We start from the raw sequence: 14,762 nt of genomic DNA, 5'->3' as shown, positions 1-14,762 counted from the left end.
CCTTGGACTTAGCCGCCGCCGCCCCGGACCTGGGTGCTGCGGACGGTATTGGGCTGTTCGACCGAGCCGGTGCGGTAGCGCTCCGCCGCCGCCGCGGCGACGTCGCCGCTGGCGCCGGGCGCGGCATCGGCCTCGGTGTAGACCGGGTCGGGGTTCACCGTGTGCGCCGACTTGGCGTAGGCGACGCTTTCGCCGAAGGCGTGGTCGACCGGTGCGCAGGCGCCGAGTGCGAGCGGCGCCAGCACGAGCGCGGCGAGGCCGCTCTTGCGATCAATAGTCATGGCCATAGTCTCCTTCGAGCGTCGCCGGATCGACGGCGGCCATCCCGCCGAAGATATGCCCCTCGGGGGCGGCGTCGGTGGGCGGCTCGCCGATCGGGAACCAGACCTCGTTGGGTTGCGCGCCGGGCAGCGCCACCCCCGGCACGCCGCTGTCGCTGCGCCCGAGCAGGAACAGGTCGATCTCGTCGGGCGGCGTGACGCGGTCGGTCGGCAGCGGCAGGCTGCCCGCCGGGACCGGGCGCACCAGCCGCGGGGTGACCACGATCACCAGCTCGGTCTCCTCGCGCTGGAAGCTGGTCGAGCGGAACAGCGTGCCGATGATCGGGATCGAGCCGAGCAGCGGGAACTGGCGGACCGTGTCGTTGAAGTCGGTGCGGATGAGGCCGGCGAGCGCGAAGCTCTCGCCGTCGCGCAGCTCGACCACGGTCGAGGCGCGGCGGGTCTGCAGCCCCGGCACGAGCAGCCCGTTGATCGTCACCGAGGCCGAGCTGTCGATCGAGCTGACCTCGGGTTCGACGACGAGGTTGATGACCCCGTCGGCGAGCACGGTCGGGGTGAAGGCGAGCCCGACCCCGAACGGCTTGAACTGGACGGTGATCGCGGTGTTGCCGGTGCCCGAGCTCGAGCCCTGCGCGACGGGAATCGGGAATTCGCCCCCCGCGAGGAAGCTCGCGGTCTCGCCCGACAGCGCGACCAGCGTGGGTTCGGCCAGCGTCGTGACCACCCCCTTGCGCTCGAGCGCGTCAAGCGTCGCCGAGATGTTGGCGCCGAGCGCCGAGAAGCTGCCGGTGATGATGCCGAAGCTGTCGCGGATCGAGCCGAGCGAGAGCACCGAATCGCCATCGGAGTCGGGGCCGAGCGCGGCCCCCTCGCCGAAGGCGCCGGCGACATCGTCGCCCGAGAAGAAGAAGCTCACCCCCATGTCCTTCAGGGCGTTGCGCTTGATCTCGGAGAAGCGGACCTCGAGCATCACCTGCTGCGAGGAACCGACCTGCAGCATGTTGATGACCCGCGCGGGGTTATAGGCCTCGGCGAGGCGCAGCGCGCGGTCGGCGGCGACCGAGGAGGAGACGATCCCCTCGAGCACGATCGCGTCGCCGAGCATGCGCGCCCCGACCTGGTCCCCGGGCATCAGCTCGGCGAGCTGGCGCTTGAGCCCGCCGACGTCGGGGCCGACCGCGACGTCGACCACCGCGATCAGCCGGTCGCGATTGTCGTAGAGGGTCAGGCTGGTGGTGCCGATCGACTGGCCGAGCACGTAGAGCGAGTCGTCGGTCAGCGGGAGGATGTCGGCGATCTCGCTATTGCCGACGAGCGCCTTGGCATAGGGCCGGTCGACCCGCAGCACCTGGCTCTTGTTGAGCGGCACCTGCAGTTCGCCCGCATAATCGCCCATCGCCGGCGTCACGCTCTGCGCCGCGGCGGTCGCCGGGGCCAGCGCGGCCCCTGCCAGCAGTGCCGCGGCGACGCTTTTCCAGATTGCCCCCATGGTCATTCCCCCACTTCGTAAGTTTCGGATTCAAGTCCACGCGTCACTTCCACCGTCGGCTTGGGCCGCGGCGCGGGCGCGGTCCGGGTGGGCCGCGGCTGCTGCGCGCGCTGGGTGATCCGCTGCGCCGCGGCGGGGCGCGCCGCCGCCTCCTCGCGCGGCGCCGGGCGATAGCCCGCCGACAGTTCGTAGCGCAGGTCGTCGAGGCTGACCGTCTCGAGCCGCGCGATATTCTCTTCCTCGCCGGGCTTGCGCAGCACCAGGCTGAGGCTGCCGAGCCGCTGGCCGAGCGCGAGCTTCTGCGCCTCGACCGGGGTGACCTCGAGCGTGGCGGTGTTGGATACGCGGGCGCGGTCCTCCTGCCCCTGCGCATCCTGGTCCATCGCGATGACGCGGATGTTCTGCAGCAGCACGTCGGTGACCTGCTCGCCGCCGCCGATCGCCTGCCGGGTGATCAGCACGTCGACGGTGTCGTTGGGCTTGATGAACCCCGCGACCCCCGACACCGCGTTGATCCGCACCGTCGCGGCGCGCATCCCGTCGGGGAGCAGCGCGGCGATCGAGGCGCCCTCGCCCTCGCCGGTGAGGTCGGCGGCGAGCAGCGGCTGGTTGATCTCGATCGGGCGCAGCGCGTGACGCGCGCGCCCCTCGGGCAGCAGGTCGTCGAGCGAGGTGAACACCCCCGCCGGGAGCATGTCGGTGGGATATTTGGCGAACCGCACCTTGTCGGGCGTGATCGGCGCGCCATAGGCCAGCGGCACGGCGGCGACGGCGACCTCGGTGGTGCCCTGGTTGGCCGCCGCGATGCGCGCCTCGCGCTCCGACAGCCAGGTGTTGGCGAGATAGACCGCGACGATCCCGAGGACCAGTGCGATGGCGATTGCGATAACCGATTGACGTCTCATGCGAGTCCCCCGAGCGATGCATCGGTCGATGCCCGTTAACGCGTTTAACCTATATCAGCTTTGGAGCTTAAAACCGAGCGCAAATCAACCTTTCGTTCCGACAGCGTCCCAAAATGAAGAAGGGCGGCGGACCATTCGATGGTCCGCCGCCCCTGCTTCATTCGCTGCTGCCTAGAGGCAGGTGGTCGAACGGTCGGCCGGAGCGGCTTCGAGACAGTTCGAGGTGTCGTTCATGGCGTTGCCGATGGCGTTGCCGAGCAGGATCGAGGCAATCGCCACGGTCGCGCCGATAATCGCGAGGATCAGCGCATATTCCGCCGCCGAACCACCCGCTTCGTCTTTGATCATCTTCATGAAATTGGTCATCATTCGTCCCCTAGTGCTTGTCGTCATGGTGATGGAGCGACCAACCCCGGCCACCCCGTCCAATTCGGCTCGGCACCTGCGGCGATCGCGTTCCCGGAAGGTCAGGCCCGGGCCTCGCTGCCGTCGCTTGGGTAGTGCCACCCCCGCATCGGATGACCTCAAAAGGGGGGGGAAAGTAACGAACTGTCAACCATTGAAATTTAACTCGCATTACAATCCGAGGTGAGTGAAGCAGGCGAGAATCACGGATTTCCGCCATTAACTCTCGGTTAAATGCCAAGCCCACTAATTTTTCTGGTTAACGATTGTCCCGCATTTGGACGCGCCGTGGCCGTCCCGCCACCCCCGTTCGCGGGCCCGGACGGCGCCGCGGGGCGTCATCGTCCCGAGTCGGCGCGCCCCGAGTCGCGCTGCGAGTCGCCGCGTCGAGCGCGGCGCCGCGCGCGCGATCAGGCGGCGACGCGGTGGCGGTAGGTGATGTTGACCCGCTCCGACAGGAGCAGATAGGGCGCCCACAGCGCGGCCGAGATCAGCACCTTCTTCACGTTGCCGTCGAGCAGCGTGTGCAGCGGTGCCGCCACCCCGGGAGGCAGGCCGGCCCCCGCCACCACCTGCGCGACGACCAGCTGCATCGTCAGGTCGAGCAGCCAGATCGTCCCCAGCAGCAGCGGGAAGAAGGGGACCTTGCGCAGCGCGGCGCAGAAGGCGAGCGTATAGAGGCTGGTCAGGACGACCACGTCGAGGGTCATCATGAAGTGCAGCGTCGACAGCCAGTGCGGGGTGTCGGAGGGGATGGCGGGGATCGCGACGAGGAATTCGGTGACGCGCAGCGGGACGTTGAGCAGCATGCCGATCAGGAGCGAGACCATGATCCCCCCCGCGCCATAGAGCGCGTGCGCGCGCGCGCGGGCGGGCGCGACCTTGCGCCAGTGCCCGATGCGGGCCAGGTCGACCCCGTCGCGCGGCATCGCCTCGCCGTCGCGGAACCAGTGCAGCGCGAACAGCAACGTGACCACCGGGGCGAGCACCACCAGCACATAGGGCGCGGCGGTCTCGAGCCCGCGCCCCTGCCCCATCGTCGGGCTCGCCACGACCCGCAGCGAGCAGGCCGACATGGCCAGCAGCATCCAGCCGACCACCAGCTTGGGGAGATTGGCCTCGAGCCCGTGGTGGATCGCCGCCGCGCGCGCCGCCAGCCGGCGGCGGTGGCGGTCGATCAGGCCCGAGAGTTGATGCTGTACGCGGCTGGCCATCGGTGGGCGTCTCCTGGTGTCTCCCACCCCGATGCCTACCCCGTTAACCTTACCTTCTAGTAAAGACCGGGGGCGCGCGCCGTTCCCAGCCTTACGCTCCCGTTCCGATTATCCTTGCGCCGATCAATAAAGCCGTTATGGATCGAAGCGCTCGGTTCATTCTCCCCGGGAGGGTGCGTGCCGACCCGAGCGTTCCATCGACAGCATCGCCGCCGCCCCGCCGCGGCCCCGCGCGGGGGCCCCTCGTGAGCGACTGGCTCCCCGCCGTGGCCGCCGAGCTCGCGCTGTTCGCCGCGGTCGGCTTCTTCCTCTTCGCGCTCGACGACCTGCTCGTCGACCTGCTCTATTTCACGCGGCGGTCGTGGCGCAGCCTGACCGTCTACCGCGCCCACCCGCGCGCCTTCGCCGAGCGGCTGCCCGCGCCCGCGGCGCCCGGCTGGACCGCGGTGTTCATCCCGCGTGGGACGAAAGCGCGGTGATCGGCGACATGCTGCGCACCACGCTCGCCCGCTATGGCGAGGGCGACTATCTGCTGCTGGTCGGTCATTACCCCAACGATCCACTGACCGCCGCCGCGATCGCGGCGATCGACGACCCCCGGCTACGCCGCGTCGCGCTGCCCCACCCCGGTCCCACCACCAAGGCCGACTGCCTCAACCATCTCTACGACGCGCTGGTCGCCGAGGGAGCCCGCCGCGGCTCGGCAGCGCGCGCGGTGGTGCTGCACGATGCCGAGGACGTGGTGCACCCGCTCGAACTGCCGCTGTTCGCCGCGCTCGCCGGGCGGGGCGGGGCGATCCAGCTGCCCGTGGTCCCGCTGATCGACCGCGACAGTCGCTGGATCGGCGGCCATTTTTGCGACGAGTTCGCCGAGGCGCACGGCAAGGAGCTGGTGGTGCGCGAGGCGGTCGGCGCGTCGGTCCCGCTGGCCGGGGTCGGGTGCGCGATCGACCGCGCCGCGCTCGGCCGGATCGCCGCCATGCAGGGCGGATGCCCGTTCGACGCCGACAGCCAGACCGAGGATTACGAACTCGGGCTCAAGCTCGGCCAGCTCGGCCTGCGCACGCTGTTCGTGCGCATCCCCGCGGTGGCGGGCAGCCCCGCGGTGGTCGCCAGTCGCGGCCACTTCCCCGCCAGCTTCGATGCCGCGGTGCGCCAGAAGGCGCGCTGGATCGGCGGCATCGCGCTGGCCGGCTGGGACCGGCTCGGCTGGCGCGGGGGCCTGGGCGAACGCTGGATGCGGCTGCGCGACCGGCGCGGGCCGCTGGCCGCGCTCCTCCTCCTCGCCGGCTACGCCGCGCTGCTCCTCTATCTCCAGCTGTGGCTCGCGGCGCGGCTGGGCGCACCGGTCGACTGGCGCCGCGACCCGCTGCTCGAGACGCTGCTCCTCATCAACGCGGTGCTGCTGTGCTGGCGGGTGGCGATGCGCGCGCTGTTCACCGGAATGACCTACGGGCTCGCCGAGGGGCTGCGGGCGATCCCCCGGCTGGTGGTCGGCAACAGCATCGCGATCCTCGCCGCGTGGCGCGCGCTGCGGCTCCATTTCGCCCCCGGCCCGCGGCGCTGGGACAAGACCGCGCATGTCTATCCGCGCGAGTATCGCGCATGAGTCAGGCCACGCGCTTCCTCGGACTGGTGCTGGCCGGCTGGGTCGGGCTGCGGTTGGTCGGCAGCGGGCTATCGGGCGCGCCCTCGCTCGCCGCCCCGCAGGCGCAGGCGAGCGCCGCCGACCCGATCGCCGCGGCGAGCCCCGCGCCCCCGGGCGCGGTGGCGCCGCCGCCGGGCGAGCGCCTGTCGCTGCCCGCCCCGCTGTCCCCCGCGCTGCCCGCCGCCTTGCCCGCTGGAGCGGTGCTCACCCCTTATGGCTATCTCATCCCCTTCGCCCCCGCCGGGGCGCCCCTCGCACCGCCCTCCGCTGCCGCCGCCGTCCCCGCGCCGATGCACGGCGGCGGGGGCGCTGCGTCCTGGCGCGGCGCCGCGGCCCGGCCCGCGTCGGCCCGAGCGCCCGCGGTGGCGCTCGACCCCGCGCTGGCCGGCTACACGCTCACGCCGGGAGCGCGTCCTGCGGCCGCCACCCCCGCCCCCGCCGCGGCGGCGGGCGCCGCGGTCCCCCCGCCGGTATGGAACACCCCCGCCGCCCGCGGTACCCCCGCGCCGTCGCCGCCGCTCGACCGCTGGCAACTGTCGCTGTGGAGCCTCGCGCGCGAACCCTTAGCCGACGCCCCCGGCCTCGCCCCCGGGCTAGCCCCCGGCTCGAGCCTCGGCGGCGACCAGGCGGGCGCGCGGCTGATCTACAACCATGACCGCCGCTTCGGGCTCGCCGCGCGTTTCTCGACCGCCACCGGGAGCGTGCGCGGCGACGAGGTCGCGCTCGGGCTGCGGCTGCGCCCGGTGCCCGCGCTGCCGATCGCGATCACCGCCGAGCGGCGCGAGCGCATCGGCGACGGCGCGGGCGCGCGCTCGGCCTTCGCGCTGTTCGCCGAAGGAGGGGTCGCGGCGCGCCCGCTCGGGCTCGGGCTCTCGCTCGACGCCTATGCGCAGGCCGGGGTGGTCGGGCTCGGGACGCGCGACTGGTTCGTCGACGGCGCCGCCACCGCGAGCCGCCCGCTGTGGCGCGGGCTGCGCCTCGGCGCGGGCGTCTGGGGCGCCGCGCAACCCGGGCTCGAGCGGGTCGACGTGGGGCCGCGCGTGTCGCTGCCCGCGTGGCACGGGGTCCGGTTGCACGCCGACTATCGCCAGCAGGTGCTCGGCAACGCGCGCCCCGGCTCGGGGCCGGTGCTGACGCTGGCCGCCAACTTCTAGCAAAATCGCGCGCCCGCGCATGCCACGCCTTCTCTTCGGCGGCGGGCACCGCTAGGTCTCGCGCGTGGATATCTACCTGCCCATCGCCGAAATGGCCGTGAACGGCCTCTTCATCATCGCGCTGGGGCTGCTCGTCGGGATCCTGTCGGGGTTGTTCGGGGTCGGCGGGGGCTTTCTCACCACCCCGCTGCTGATCTTCTATGGCGTCCCCCCGACGGTGGCGGTGGCGAGCGCGACGACGCAGGTGACCGGCACCAGCGTCTCGGGGGTCGCCGCGCACATGCGTCGCGGCGGGGTCGACTTCCAGATGGGCGGGGTGATGATCGCCGGCGGCATCATCGGCAGCCTGACCGGCGCGGGGCTGTTCCGGCTGCTCCAAGCCTCGGGGCAGGTCGACCTCGTGATCGGCTTCCTCTACGTCGCGCTGCTCGGCGGGGTCGGGGGGCTGATGCTGCGCGACGCGCTGGTGGCGCTCAAGTGGATCGACCCGCCAGAGAAGCGCGCGCCGCCGCGCCGCCACCACCGCGCGATCGCGGCGCTGCCGTTCCGCTGGCGCTTCTACGCCTCGGGGCTCTACATCAGCCCGATCGCGCCGATGCTGGTCGGCTTCGGCGCGGGTATCCTCACCGTGCTGCTCGGGGTGGGCGGCGGGTTCATCGTCATCCCGGCGATGATCTACATCCTCGGCATGGCCGCGCGGGTCGTCGTCGGCACCAGCCTCGTCATGATCCTCGCGGTCAGCGCGGTCACCACGCTGGTGCACGCGATGACCACGCAGGCGGTCGACATCGTGCTCGCCTCGCTGCTGCTGCTCGGCAGCGTGGTCGGGGCGCAATATGGCGCCGGCATCGCGTCACGGCTCAAACCCGACCTGTTGCGGCTGCTGCTCGCGGTGATGATCCTCGCGGTCGCGTTGCGCATGCTCCTCGGGCTGGCGTGGCAGCCCGACGAGATCTTCACTATCGAGGTGCTGTGATGCGCCGGCTCGCCCCGCTCGTCCTGCTGTGGCTCGCGCTGGTCGGGGCCGCCGCCCCGCAGGTCCCCGGGCTGGTCCCCGACGTGTCGGCGCGCGAGGTCCAGATCCGCACCAGCTTCACCGGTGCGCAGCTTCTGCTGTTCGGCGCGATCCTCTACCCGGGGGGCGAGGTGCCCGCCGAGCCCGCCGAGATCGCGGTGGTGCTGCGCGGCCCCGCCGAGCCGCTGCTGATCCGCGAGAAGGAGAAGATCGCGGGGATCTGGATGAACGCGCAGTCGCATCGCTTCCGCTCGGTCCCCGGCTTCTACGCGGTCGCCAGCTCGGCCCCGCTCGAGACGCTGATCGACGAGCGCACCGCCGCGATCTACGAACTCGGGCTCGACAACCTCCAGCTCTCGCCCGGTCCCGGGCATGCCGCCGCGACCACGCGCCGCTTCGAGGCCGGGCTGATCGAGCGCCGCCGCCGCGAGGGGCTCTATGCCGCCTATCCGCAAGGGGTCGAGATCAGCGACCGCGTGCTCTACCGCGCGCGCATCCCGATCCCCAGCCGGGTGCCGGTCGGCACCTATACCGCCGAGACCTTCCTCATCTCCGACGGCCGCGTGCTCGCGGTCGCCACCCGCGAGGTCGAGATCGGCAAGACGGGGTTCGAGCGATTCGTCGCGCTGGCGGCGCAGCGGCGCCCCTTTTTCTACGGCCTCGCGGCGATCGCGGTCTCGCTGTTCCTCGGGTGGTTCGCGGCCTTCATCTTCGCGAGGCGTGTCTAACCGGCTCTTAACTGCTATGGGTTAGACAGCGTTGAAACTTCGCATAGGTTAAGAAAAGGCGGTGTGGGGCTATGAGCGACCAGACGAATCTCAACGAATTCCTCAATGAACTGAAGAGCTATTCGGAGAACGATGCGCCGGGCGAGGCGCCCGAGACGCAGAGCGGCGGGCACGAGCCGATCGGCAATGTGATGGAGATCGCGGGCTCGTCCTCGGCGATCGTCATCGACGCGGCGCGGCTGCTCGCGCTGGCCGAAGAGGAGGATCCCGCGCTGCGCCTGTCGGGGCAGGTCGGCAGCCAGGTCAAGATGAGCGTCGGCAAGAACTGGCTGATCGCCAACGTGCGCACCATGCGCGCGGGCGAGGGCGGGCAGGTCATCGCCAACGTCGACTTCCTCGGCGAGGGCAGCCGCGAGAGCGATGGCCGCCTGTCGGGCTTCAAGCGCGGGGTCACCCGCTTCCCGATCCCCGGCGCCGAGGTCTATCCGGTGACCACGCGCGACCTGCGCAGCGTGTTCGCCGCCGACTCGCGCCCGCACATCGAGATCGGCACGGTCTACCCGACCGACGACATCCGCGGCGCGCTCTATGTCGACCCGATGCTCGGCAAGCATTTCGCGGTGCTCGGCTCGACCGGGACCGGCAAGTCGACCTCGGTGTCGCTGATGCTGCACCGCATCTGCGAGGCCAGCCCCGAGGGGCACATCGTGATGATCGACCCGCACGGCGAATATTCGGCCGCGTTCAAGAACCACGGCGAGATCTTCAACGTCGACAACCTCCAGCTGCCCTACTGGCTGATGAACTTCGAGGAGCATTGCGAGGTGCTGCTCACCTCGGACGACGCCGAGCGCCAGCGCGACGAGGACATCCTCGCCAAGGTGCTGCTCGAGGCGCGCAGCCGCAACAAGATGGCCGAGCAGTTCGGCAAGGTGACGGTCGACAGCCCGATCCCCTACCTGCTGACCGACCTCAACCAGATCCTCGTCAACGAGATGGGCAAGCTGGACCGCGCCGGCGACGCCACCCCCTACAAGCGGATCAAGAACAAGCTCGACGAGCTGCGCGCCGACCCGCGCTTCACCTTCATGTTCTCGGGCATGATGGTGTCCGACACGATGGGCAAGTTCATCGCCAAGATGTTCCGGCTGCCCGCCAACGGGCGCCCGATCAGCATCGTCGACGTCTCGGGGGTGCCGAGCGAGGTCACCTCGACGGTGGTCTCGGTGCTCGCGCGCATGGTCTTCGACTATGCGATCTGGAGCCGCACCGAGACGCTGCGGCCGATCCTCCTCGTCTGCGAGGAAGCGCACCGCTACGTGCCCAAGGAGACCGACGCGGGCAAGGGGCAGGCGGTGCGCCGCATCCTCGAGCGGATCGCCAAGGAAGGCCGTAAATATGGCGTATCGCTGGGCCTCATCACCCAGCGCCCGTCGGACCTCGCCGAAGGGGTGCTCTCGCAGTGCGGCACCATCCTCTCGATGCGCCTCAACAACGAGCGCGACCAGGACATGGTGCGCGCCGCCATGCCCGAGGGCGCGCGCGGCTTCCTCGACGCCATCCCCGCGCTGCGCAACCGCGAGGTGATCGTCTGCGGCGAGGGGGTGAACATCCCGATCCGCGTCAGCTTCGACAACCTGGAGGCCGAAAAGCGCCCCGCCTCCTCGGATCCGAGCTTCGCCGAAATGTGGCGCGACGTCGGCGACGAGGAAGGCATCATCAGCCGCGTCGTGCGCCGCTGGCGCGGGCACGGCAAATAGGGTCGCTCGACGCCAAACCAACCAAAAGCCGGGCCGCGCGGCCCGGCTTTTGTGTTTTCGGTGCGAGCAGGATGACCGGCGCGCCCGCGCGGCTCAGCCGATGGGCAGCGCCTGGTAGCGCGCATAGCGCGACTTGAACGCCGCCAGCGCCTCGCCCGCCAGCGGCGCGCTGGCGACCCCCTCGACCGCGCGCGGATCGACCGCGCGGCCGTTCCGGTGGACCTCGTAATGGAGGTGCGGGCCGGTCGACAGCCCGGTCGAGCCGACGGTGCCGATCACCTGCCCCTGCGTGACCGCGGTACCGGGCGCGACGTGGAGGCTGGCCATGTGGCTGTAGCTCGTGATCGTGCCGTCGGCGTGGCGCAGGCGCACCTGGTTGCCATAGCCCCCGGCGCGCCCGGCGTGGAGCACCACCCCGTCGGCGGCCGCCTGGATCGGGGTGCCGCGCGGGGCGGCGAAGTCGATGCCGCGGTGCAGCCGCTTGTAGCGCAAGATCGGGTGCCGGCGCATGCCGAACCCCGACGAGATCCGCGCCGCCACCGGCCAGATCAGCGCGCGCGTCTCGCTGTCGAGCCGCAGCGCGTCGAGCCAGTGTTCCTCGCCGCCGCTGTTCCAGCGCATGAGCGCGACGTCGGCGCCCTGCGCGCGATCGAGACCGGCGTAGAGGAGCGGGCCGAGGCTGCTGTCGCCATCGGCGCTCGCGCGGCGTTCGATGACGAGGTCGAAGCGGTCGCCGCGCGCCACCTCGCCAACATCGATCGCGCGCGCGATTGTCCGCAGATAGTCCTGCGCCGCGCGCGGCGAGGCGCCCGCCGCGCGCAACGCCCAGTAGAGCCCGTCGTCGACGCGCCCCGACAGTCGCTGCGGGGTCGCGGTGACCCCGATCGCCTCGCGCCGCACGCTGAAATTCCCGTCGGCGTTCCGCTCGAGCCGCACCGCGAGGTCGACCCGCGGCTTGAGGTCGAGCGCCTCGAGCGGGCGCGCCCCGTTCGCGCCCGGCTTGCCGAGCCGCAGGCGCACGCTCGTGCCCGCGGGGACCGCCCCGCCCGCGGCCGCGCGGACCGCGGCGGCGGCGGCGGCGGCATCGCCGCGCGCGACGCCGGCGCGGCGCAGGCTGGCCGCCAGCCCGTCGCTCGCGCCGACGCGCGCGACGAGTTCGCGGAACGGGCGTTCGGGCGCGCTGGCGAGCAGCGTGACCGCGGGCCCGGCGACCATCCGCCGCCCCGACAGCGCGCCGCGATCGGCGCTGGTGACCCCCGCCGCGGCCAGTTCGGCGGCCATGTCGGCGCCCGGGACGGGCGCCCCATCGTCCGCGAGCGCGTCGGAAAAGGGTGCCGCGCCGACCAGCGCACCCGCCGCGAGCAGCGCCGCCGCGCCGCCCGCGAGGCGCCAGCCCCGCCGCTGTTTCCCGATCGTCCGGATCCGATGTCCCACAAGCGCCCTTCGTTGCTGCCGAGCCGCGCGCGCGACTCGCTTCGTCGCCCTTATGCCGCATCATGGTTAAGATTGGCTGAGCCGCGGCGAAAGCCCTCGCCGCGGCGCGGCCGGTCGGGGGCGCGGGCGCGCGCGGGCTTGCATCGCCTCGCCGCCTCCACCATGCTGGCCGCATGTCCCGGTCGGACGGCGGCCTCGTACGGGCCATTTTAGGGCCCACCAACACCGGCAAGACCCACTTGGCGATCGAGCGGATGTGCGCGCATTCCTCGGGCGTGATCGGCTTCCCGCTGCGCCTCCTCGCGCGCGAGGTCTACGACCGCGTCGTCGCGCTCAAGGGCGAGGCACAGGTGGCGCTGGTGACCGGCGAGGAACGCATCGTGCCGCCGACCGCGCGCTATGTGCTGTGCACCGCCGAATCGATGCCCGTGGCCGCCGATCCGGCGCTGCCCGGCGATCCTGGCGACCTGCCCCGCGATTTTGCCTTCGCCGCGATCGACGAGGCGCAGCTCGGGATCGATCCCGAACGCGGCCATGTCTTCACCGATCGCATGCTGCGCGCGCGGGGCCGCGAGGAGACGCTGATCCTCGGCTCCTCGACGCTGCACCCGGTGATCGAGGAATTGCTGCCCGACGCCGAGATCGTCACCCGCCCGCGCTTCTCGACCCTGTCCTACGCGGGGCATGCCAAGCTGACGCGGCTGCCCCCGCGCAGCGCGATCGTCGCCTTTTCGGCCGAACAGGTCTACGCGCTGGCCGAGATGCTGCGCCGCTTCAAGGGCGGCGCGGCGGTGGTGATGGGGGCGCTCTCGCCCGCCACCCGCAACGCGCAGGTCGAGCTGTTCCAGCGCGGCGAGGTCGACTATCTCGTCGCCACCGACGCGATCGGCATGGGGCTCAACATGGACGTGCGCCACGTCGCCTTCGCCGGGCTGGCCAAGTTCGACGGGGCGCGGCGGCGGCGGCTGCACATTCACGAGATGGCGCAGATCGCGGGGCGCGCGGGGCGCCACCAGACCGACGGCAGCTTCGGCAGCCTCGGCGTCGGCGAGGACGAGGCGACCAGCTTCAGCGACGAGGAGATCCACGCCATCGAGGGGCACCATTTCCGCCCGCTCGACCAAGTCTACTGGCGCAATGCCGCGCTCGACTTCACCGACGTGAGCGCGCTGATCGCCAGCCTCGATGCGCGCCCCGACGACCCGATGCTGCGCGCCGCCCCGCTGGCGATCGACCTCGCGGTGCTCAAGCATCTCGCCGAGGATCCGGCGATCGCGCACCTCAAGGGCGGGCAGGCGCGGCGGCTGTGGGCCTGCTGCGGGCTGCCCGATTTCCGGAAGGTGGGCGCCACCCACCATGCGCGGATGGTGCGGCGCATCTACAGCTACATCTCCGATGGCGGGCACATCAGCCAGGACTGGTTCAACGCCGAGGTCACCCGGCTCGACCAGGTGATGGGCGATATCGAGACGCTCGCCGACCGGCTCGCCGGGATCCGCAGCTGGGCCTATATCGCGCAGCGCAAGGACTGGCTCAAGGACCCGCCGCGCTGGGCCGCGCGGACGCAGGCGGTCGAGGCGCGCCTGTCCGACGCGCTCCACGCCGCGCTGACCCAGCGGTTCGTCGATCGGCGCACCGCGATGCTGGTGCGCGACATCGGCGCCAGCGGGGCCGATGCGCTGCCCGTCACCGTCGCCGCCGACGGCGAGGTGTCGGTCGGGCCCGAGCCGATCGGCCATCTCGCGGGGTTCGAATTCACCGTCGACCCCACCGCGCGGGTGCACGACAAGCGGCTGCTGCTCGCCGCCGCCGAGCGCCGGCTGGGGGAGGAATTGTCGCGCCGCGCGCAGGCGCTGATCGACGGCCCCGACAGCCAGTTCCGGCTGATCGAGGACGGCGACCGGCTCGGGGTCGGCTGGGACGGCCAGCTGCTCGCGCGGCTCGCTCCCGGGCGCTCGCTGACCGAGCCGGCGCTGCGCACGGTGCGCGCGCTCGACCGGCTGTCGGCACCGCAGCGCAGCGCGCTGCGCGCGCGGCTCGAACAATGGGTCGACCGGCAGGTCGAGGCCCAGCTCGGGCCGCTGCGCCGGCTCGCCGACGCCGCCGCCGACCCCGCCACCCCCGGCAGCGTGCGCGCGATCGCCGCGATGCTGGCCGACGCCGGCGGGCACCTGCCGCGCAAGGCACTGGCGAGTGCGATCGCGGCGCTCGACAAGCCCGCGCGCTCGCGGCTCCACCAGCTGCGCGTGCGCCTCGGCCCGCTCGATGTCTTCATCGCCACGCTGATCAAGCCCAAGGCGCAGGAGATGCGCGCGATGCTCGCCGCGGTCCGCGACGGGCGCGCCATGCCGCGGCTGCCCGCCCCCGGTGCCTCGGTGCTCGAGGACGGCCCCGGCATCGACCCCGAGGGCACCCGGCTGGCCTATCGCAAGCTCGGCCCGCAGTGGCTGCGGATCGACCTCGTCGACCGGCTCGCGGCGCATGCGATGAAGGCCAAGGGGTCGAGCGCCGACCCGCTCGATGTCGCGCTCGCCACCTCGGTGGGCTTGCACGACAAGGCGGTGCGGCTGCTGATGGCCGAGCTCGGCTTCCAGCCCGGCAAGGGCGGTTACGAATATAAGGGGCGCCGCGCCAAGAAGCCGCACCCCCACGCCAAGCGGCGCCGGGCCAAGGGGCCGCGCCCGGGCAACGCCTTCGCCGATGCGCTGCGGGGATTGAAGCGCTGAACC

The 14,762-nt window shown here is 71.9% G+C and carries 13 protein-coding genes; 7 read left to right on the top strand and 6 right to left on the bottom strand.

Annotated features, from left to right (window positions below):
• Window positions 1-8: 8 nt before the first annotated feature.
• The 5 genes from L8951_RS05625 to L8951_RS05605 form a co-directional block, all read right to left on the bottom strand.
• Window positions 9-281 carry a hypothetical protein gene (locus tag L8951_RS05625; RefSeq protein ID WP_244382027.1) on the bottom strand — a complete coding sequence of 91 codons (273 nt, stop codon included), beginning with the start codon at window positions 279-281 and terminating at the stop codon, window positions 9-11.
• Window positions 271-1,776, bottom strand: a complete 1,506-nt coding sequence (locus tag L8951_RS05620; RefSeq protein ID WP_244382026.1) for a type II and III secretion system protein family protein — start codon at window positions 1,774-1,776, stop codon at window positions 271-273. The genes L8951_RS05625 and L8951_RS05620 overlap by 11 nt, the downstream gene beginning before the upstream one ends.
• Window positions 1,773-2,675 carry a Flp pilus assembly protein CpaB gene (cpaB, locus tag L8951_RS05615; RefSeq protein WP_244382025.1) on the bottom strand — a complete coding sequence of 301 codons (903 nt, stop codon included), beginning with the start codon at window positions 2,673-2,675 and terminating at the stop codon, window positions 1,773-1,775. Before cpaB ends, L8951_RS05620 begins: the two co-directional genes overlap by 4 nt.
• A gap of 171 nt (window positions 2,676-2,846) precedes the next feature.
• Window positions 2,847-3,029 carry a Flp family type IVb pilin gene (locus L8951_RS05610; RefSeq protein WP_244382024.1) on the bottom strand — a complete coding sequence of 61 codons (183 nt, stop codon included), beginning with the start codon at window positions 3,027-3,029 and terminating at the stop codon, window positions 2,847-2,849.
• Window positions 3,030-3,490: 461 nt separating this feature from the next.
• Window positions 3,491-4,294 (bottom strand): DUF2569 domain-containing protein, encoded by an 804-nt coding sequence (locus L8951_RS05605; RefSeq protein WP_244382023.1) that lies wholly within the window; start codon window positions 4,292-4,294, stop codon window positions 3,491-3,493.
• Between the two features lie 245 nt (window positions 4,295-4,539).
• On the opposite strand from L8951_RS05605, the gene L8951_RS05600 reads away from it, so the two are divergent.
• The 6 genes from L8951_RS05600 (at window position 4,540) to L8951_RS05575 (ending at window position 10,599) form a co-directional block, all read left to right on the top strand.
• Window positions 4,540-4,773 carry a hypothetical protein gene (locus L8951_RS05600; protein WP_244382022.1) on the top strand — a complete coding sequence of 78 codons (234 nt, stop codon included), beginning with the start codon at window positions 4,540-4,542 and terminating at the stop codon, window positions 4,771-4,773.
• On the top strand, window positions 4,770-5,903 hold the full coding sequence (locus L8951_RS05595) for a glycosyl transferase family protein (protein WP_244382021.1): 1,134 nt from the start codon (window positions 4,770-4,772) through the stop codon (window positions 5,901-5,903). The genes L8951_RS05600 and L8951_RS05595 overlap by 4 nt, the downstream gene beginning before the upstream one ends.
• Complete coding sequence (locus L8951_RS05590; RefSeq protein WP_244383248.1) at window positions 5,900-7,096, top strand: hypothetical protein; 1,197 nt, start codon at window positions 5,900-5,902, stop codon at window positions 7,094-7,096. The genes L8951_RS05595 and L8951_RS05590 overlap by 4 nt, the downstream gene beginning before the upstream one ends.
• 64 nt (window positions 7,097-7,160) lie before the next feature.
• Window positions 7,161-8,072: a sulfite exporter TauE/SafE family protein gene (locus L8951_RS05585; protein WP_244382020.1), complete on the top strand. Its 912-nt coding sequence runs from the start codon at window positions 7,161-7,163 to the stop codon at window positions 8,070-8,072.
• Window positions 8,072-8,839: a TIGR02186 family protein gene (locus L8951_RS05580; protein ID WP_244382019.1), complete on the top strand. Its 768-nt coding sequence runs from the start codon at window positions 8,072-8,074 to the stop codon at window positions 8,837-8,839. Before L8951_RS05585 ends, L8951_RS05580 begins: the two co-directional genes overlap by 1 nt.
• Before the next feature lie 71 nt (window positions 8,840-8,910).
• On the top strand, window positions 8,911-10,599 hold the full coding sequence (locus L8951_RS05575; RefSeq protein WP_244382018.1) for an ATP-binding protein: 1,689 nt from the start codon (window positions 8,911-8,913) through the stop codon (window positions 10,597-10,599).
• 93 nt (window positions 10,600-10,692) lie between these two features.
• Here L8951_RS05575 and L8951_RS11620 read toward each other — a convergent pair whose 3' ends face one another.
• Window positions 10,693-12,033 (bottom strand): M23 family metallopeptidase, encoded by a 1,341-nt coding sequence (locus tag L8951_RS11620; RefSeq protein ID WP_341848505.1) that lies wholly within the window; start codon window positions 12,031-12,033, stop codon window positions 10,693-10,695.
• A gap of 173 nt (window positions 12,034-12,206) precedes the next feature.
• On the opposite strand from L8951_RS11620, the gene L8951_RS05565 reads away from it, so the two are divergent.
• On the top strand, window positions 12,207-14,759 hold the full coding sequence (locus tag L8951_RS05565) for a helicase-related protein (protein ID WP_244382017.1): 2,553 nt from the start codon (window positions 12,207-12,209) through the stop codon (window positions 14,757-14,759).
• Window positions 14,760-14,762: the final 3 nt, after the last annotated feature.

The organism is Sphingomicrobium astaxanthinifaciens, from assembly GCF_022865105.1.
GTDB lineage: Bacteria > Pseudomonadota > Alphaproteobacteria > Sphingomonadales > Sphingomonadaceae > Sphingomicrobium > Sphingomicrobium astaxanthinifaciens.
This window is presented reverse-complemented; position numbering and strand designations above follow the sequence as displayed.

Coding starts and splice junctions, on each gene's coding strand:
- L8951_RS05625 (WP_244382027.1), bottom strand. CDS start 281: ATGACTATTGATCGCAAGAGCGGCCTCGCCGCGCTCGTGCTGGCGCCG.
- L8951_RS05620 (WP_244382026.1), bottom strand. CDS start 1,776: ATGACCATGGGGGCAATCTGGAAAAGCGTCGCCGCGGCACTGCTGGCA.
- cpaB (WP_244382025.1), bottom strand. CDS start 2,675: ATGAGACGTCAATCGGTTATCGCAATCGCCATCGCACTGGTCCTCGGG.
- L8951_RS05610 (WP_244382024.1), bottom strand. CDS start 3,029: ATGAAGATGATCAAAGACGAAGCGGGTGGTTCGGCGGCGGAATATGCG.
- L8951_RS05605 (WP_244382023.1), bottom strand. CDS start 4,294: ATGGCCAGCCGCGTACAGCATCAACTCTCGGGCCTGATCGACCGCCAC.
- L8951_RS05590 (WP_244383248.1), top strand. CDS start 5,900: ATGAGTCAGGCCACGCGCTTCCTCGGACTGGTGCTGGCCGGCTGGGTC.
- L8951_RS05580 (WP_244382019.1), top strand. CDS start 8,072: ATGCGCCGGCTCGCCCCGCTCGTCCTGCTGTGGCTCGCGCTGGTCGGG.
- L8951_RS05575 (WP_244382018.1), top strand. CDS start 8,911: ATGAGCGACCAGACGAATCTCAACGAATTCCTCAATGAACTGAAGAGC.
- L8951_RS05565 (WP_244382017.1), top strand. CDS start 12,207: ATGTCCCGGTCGGACGGCGGCCTCGTACGGGCCATTTTAGGGCCCACC.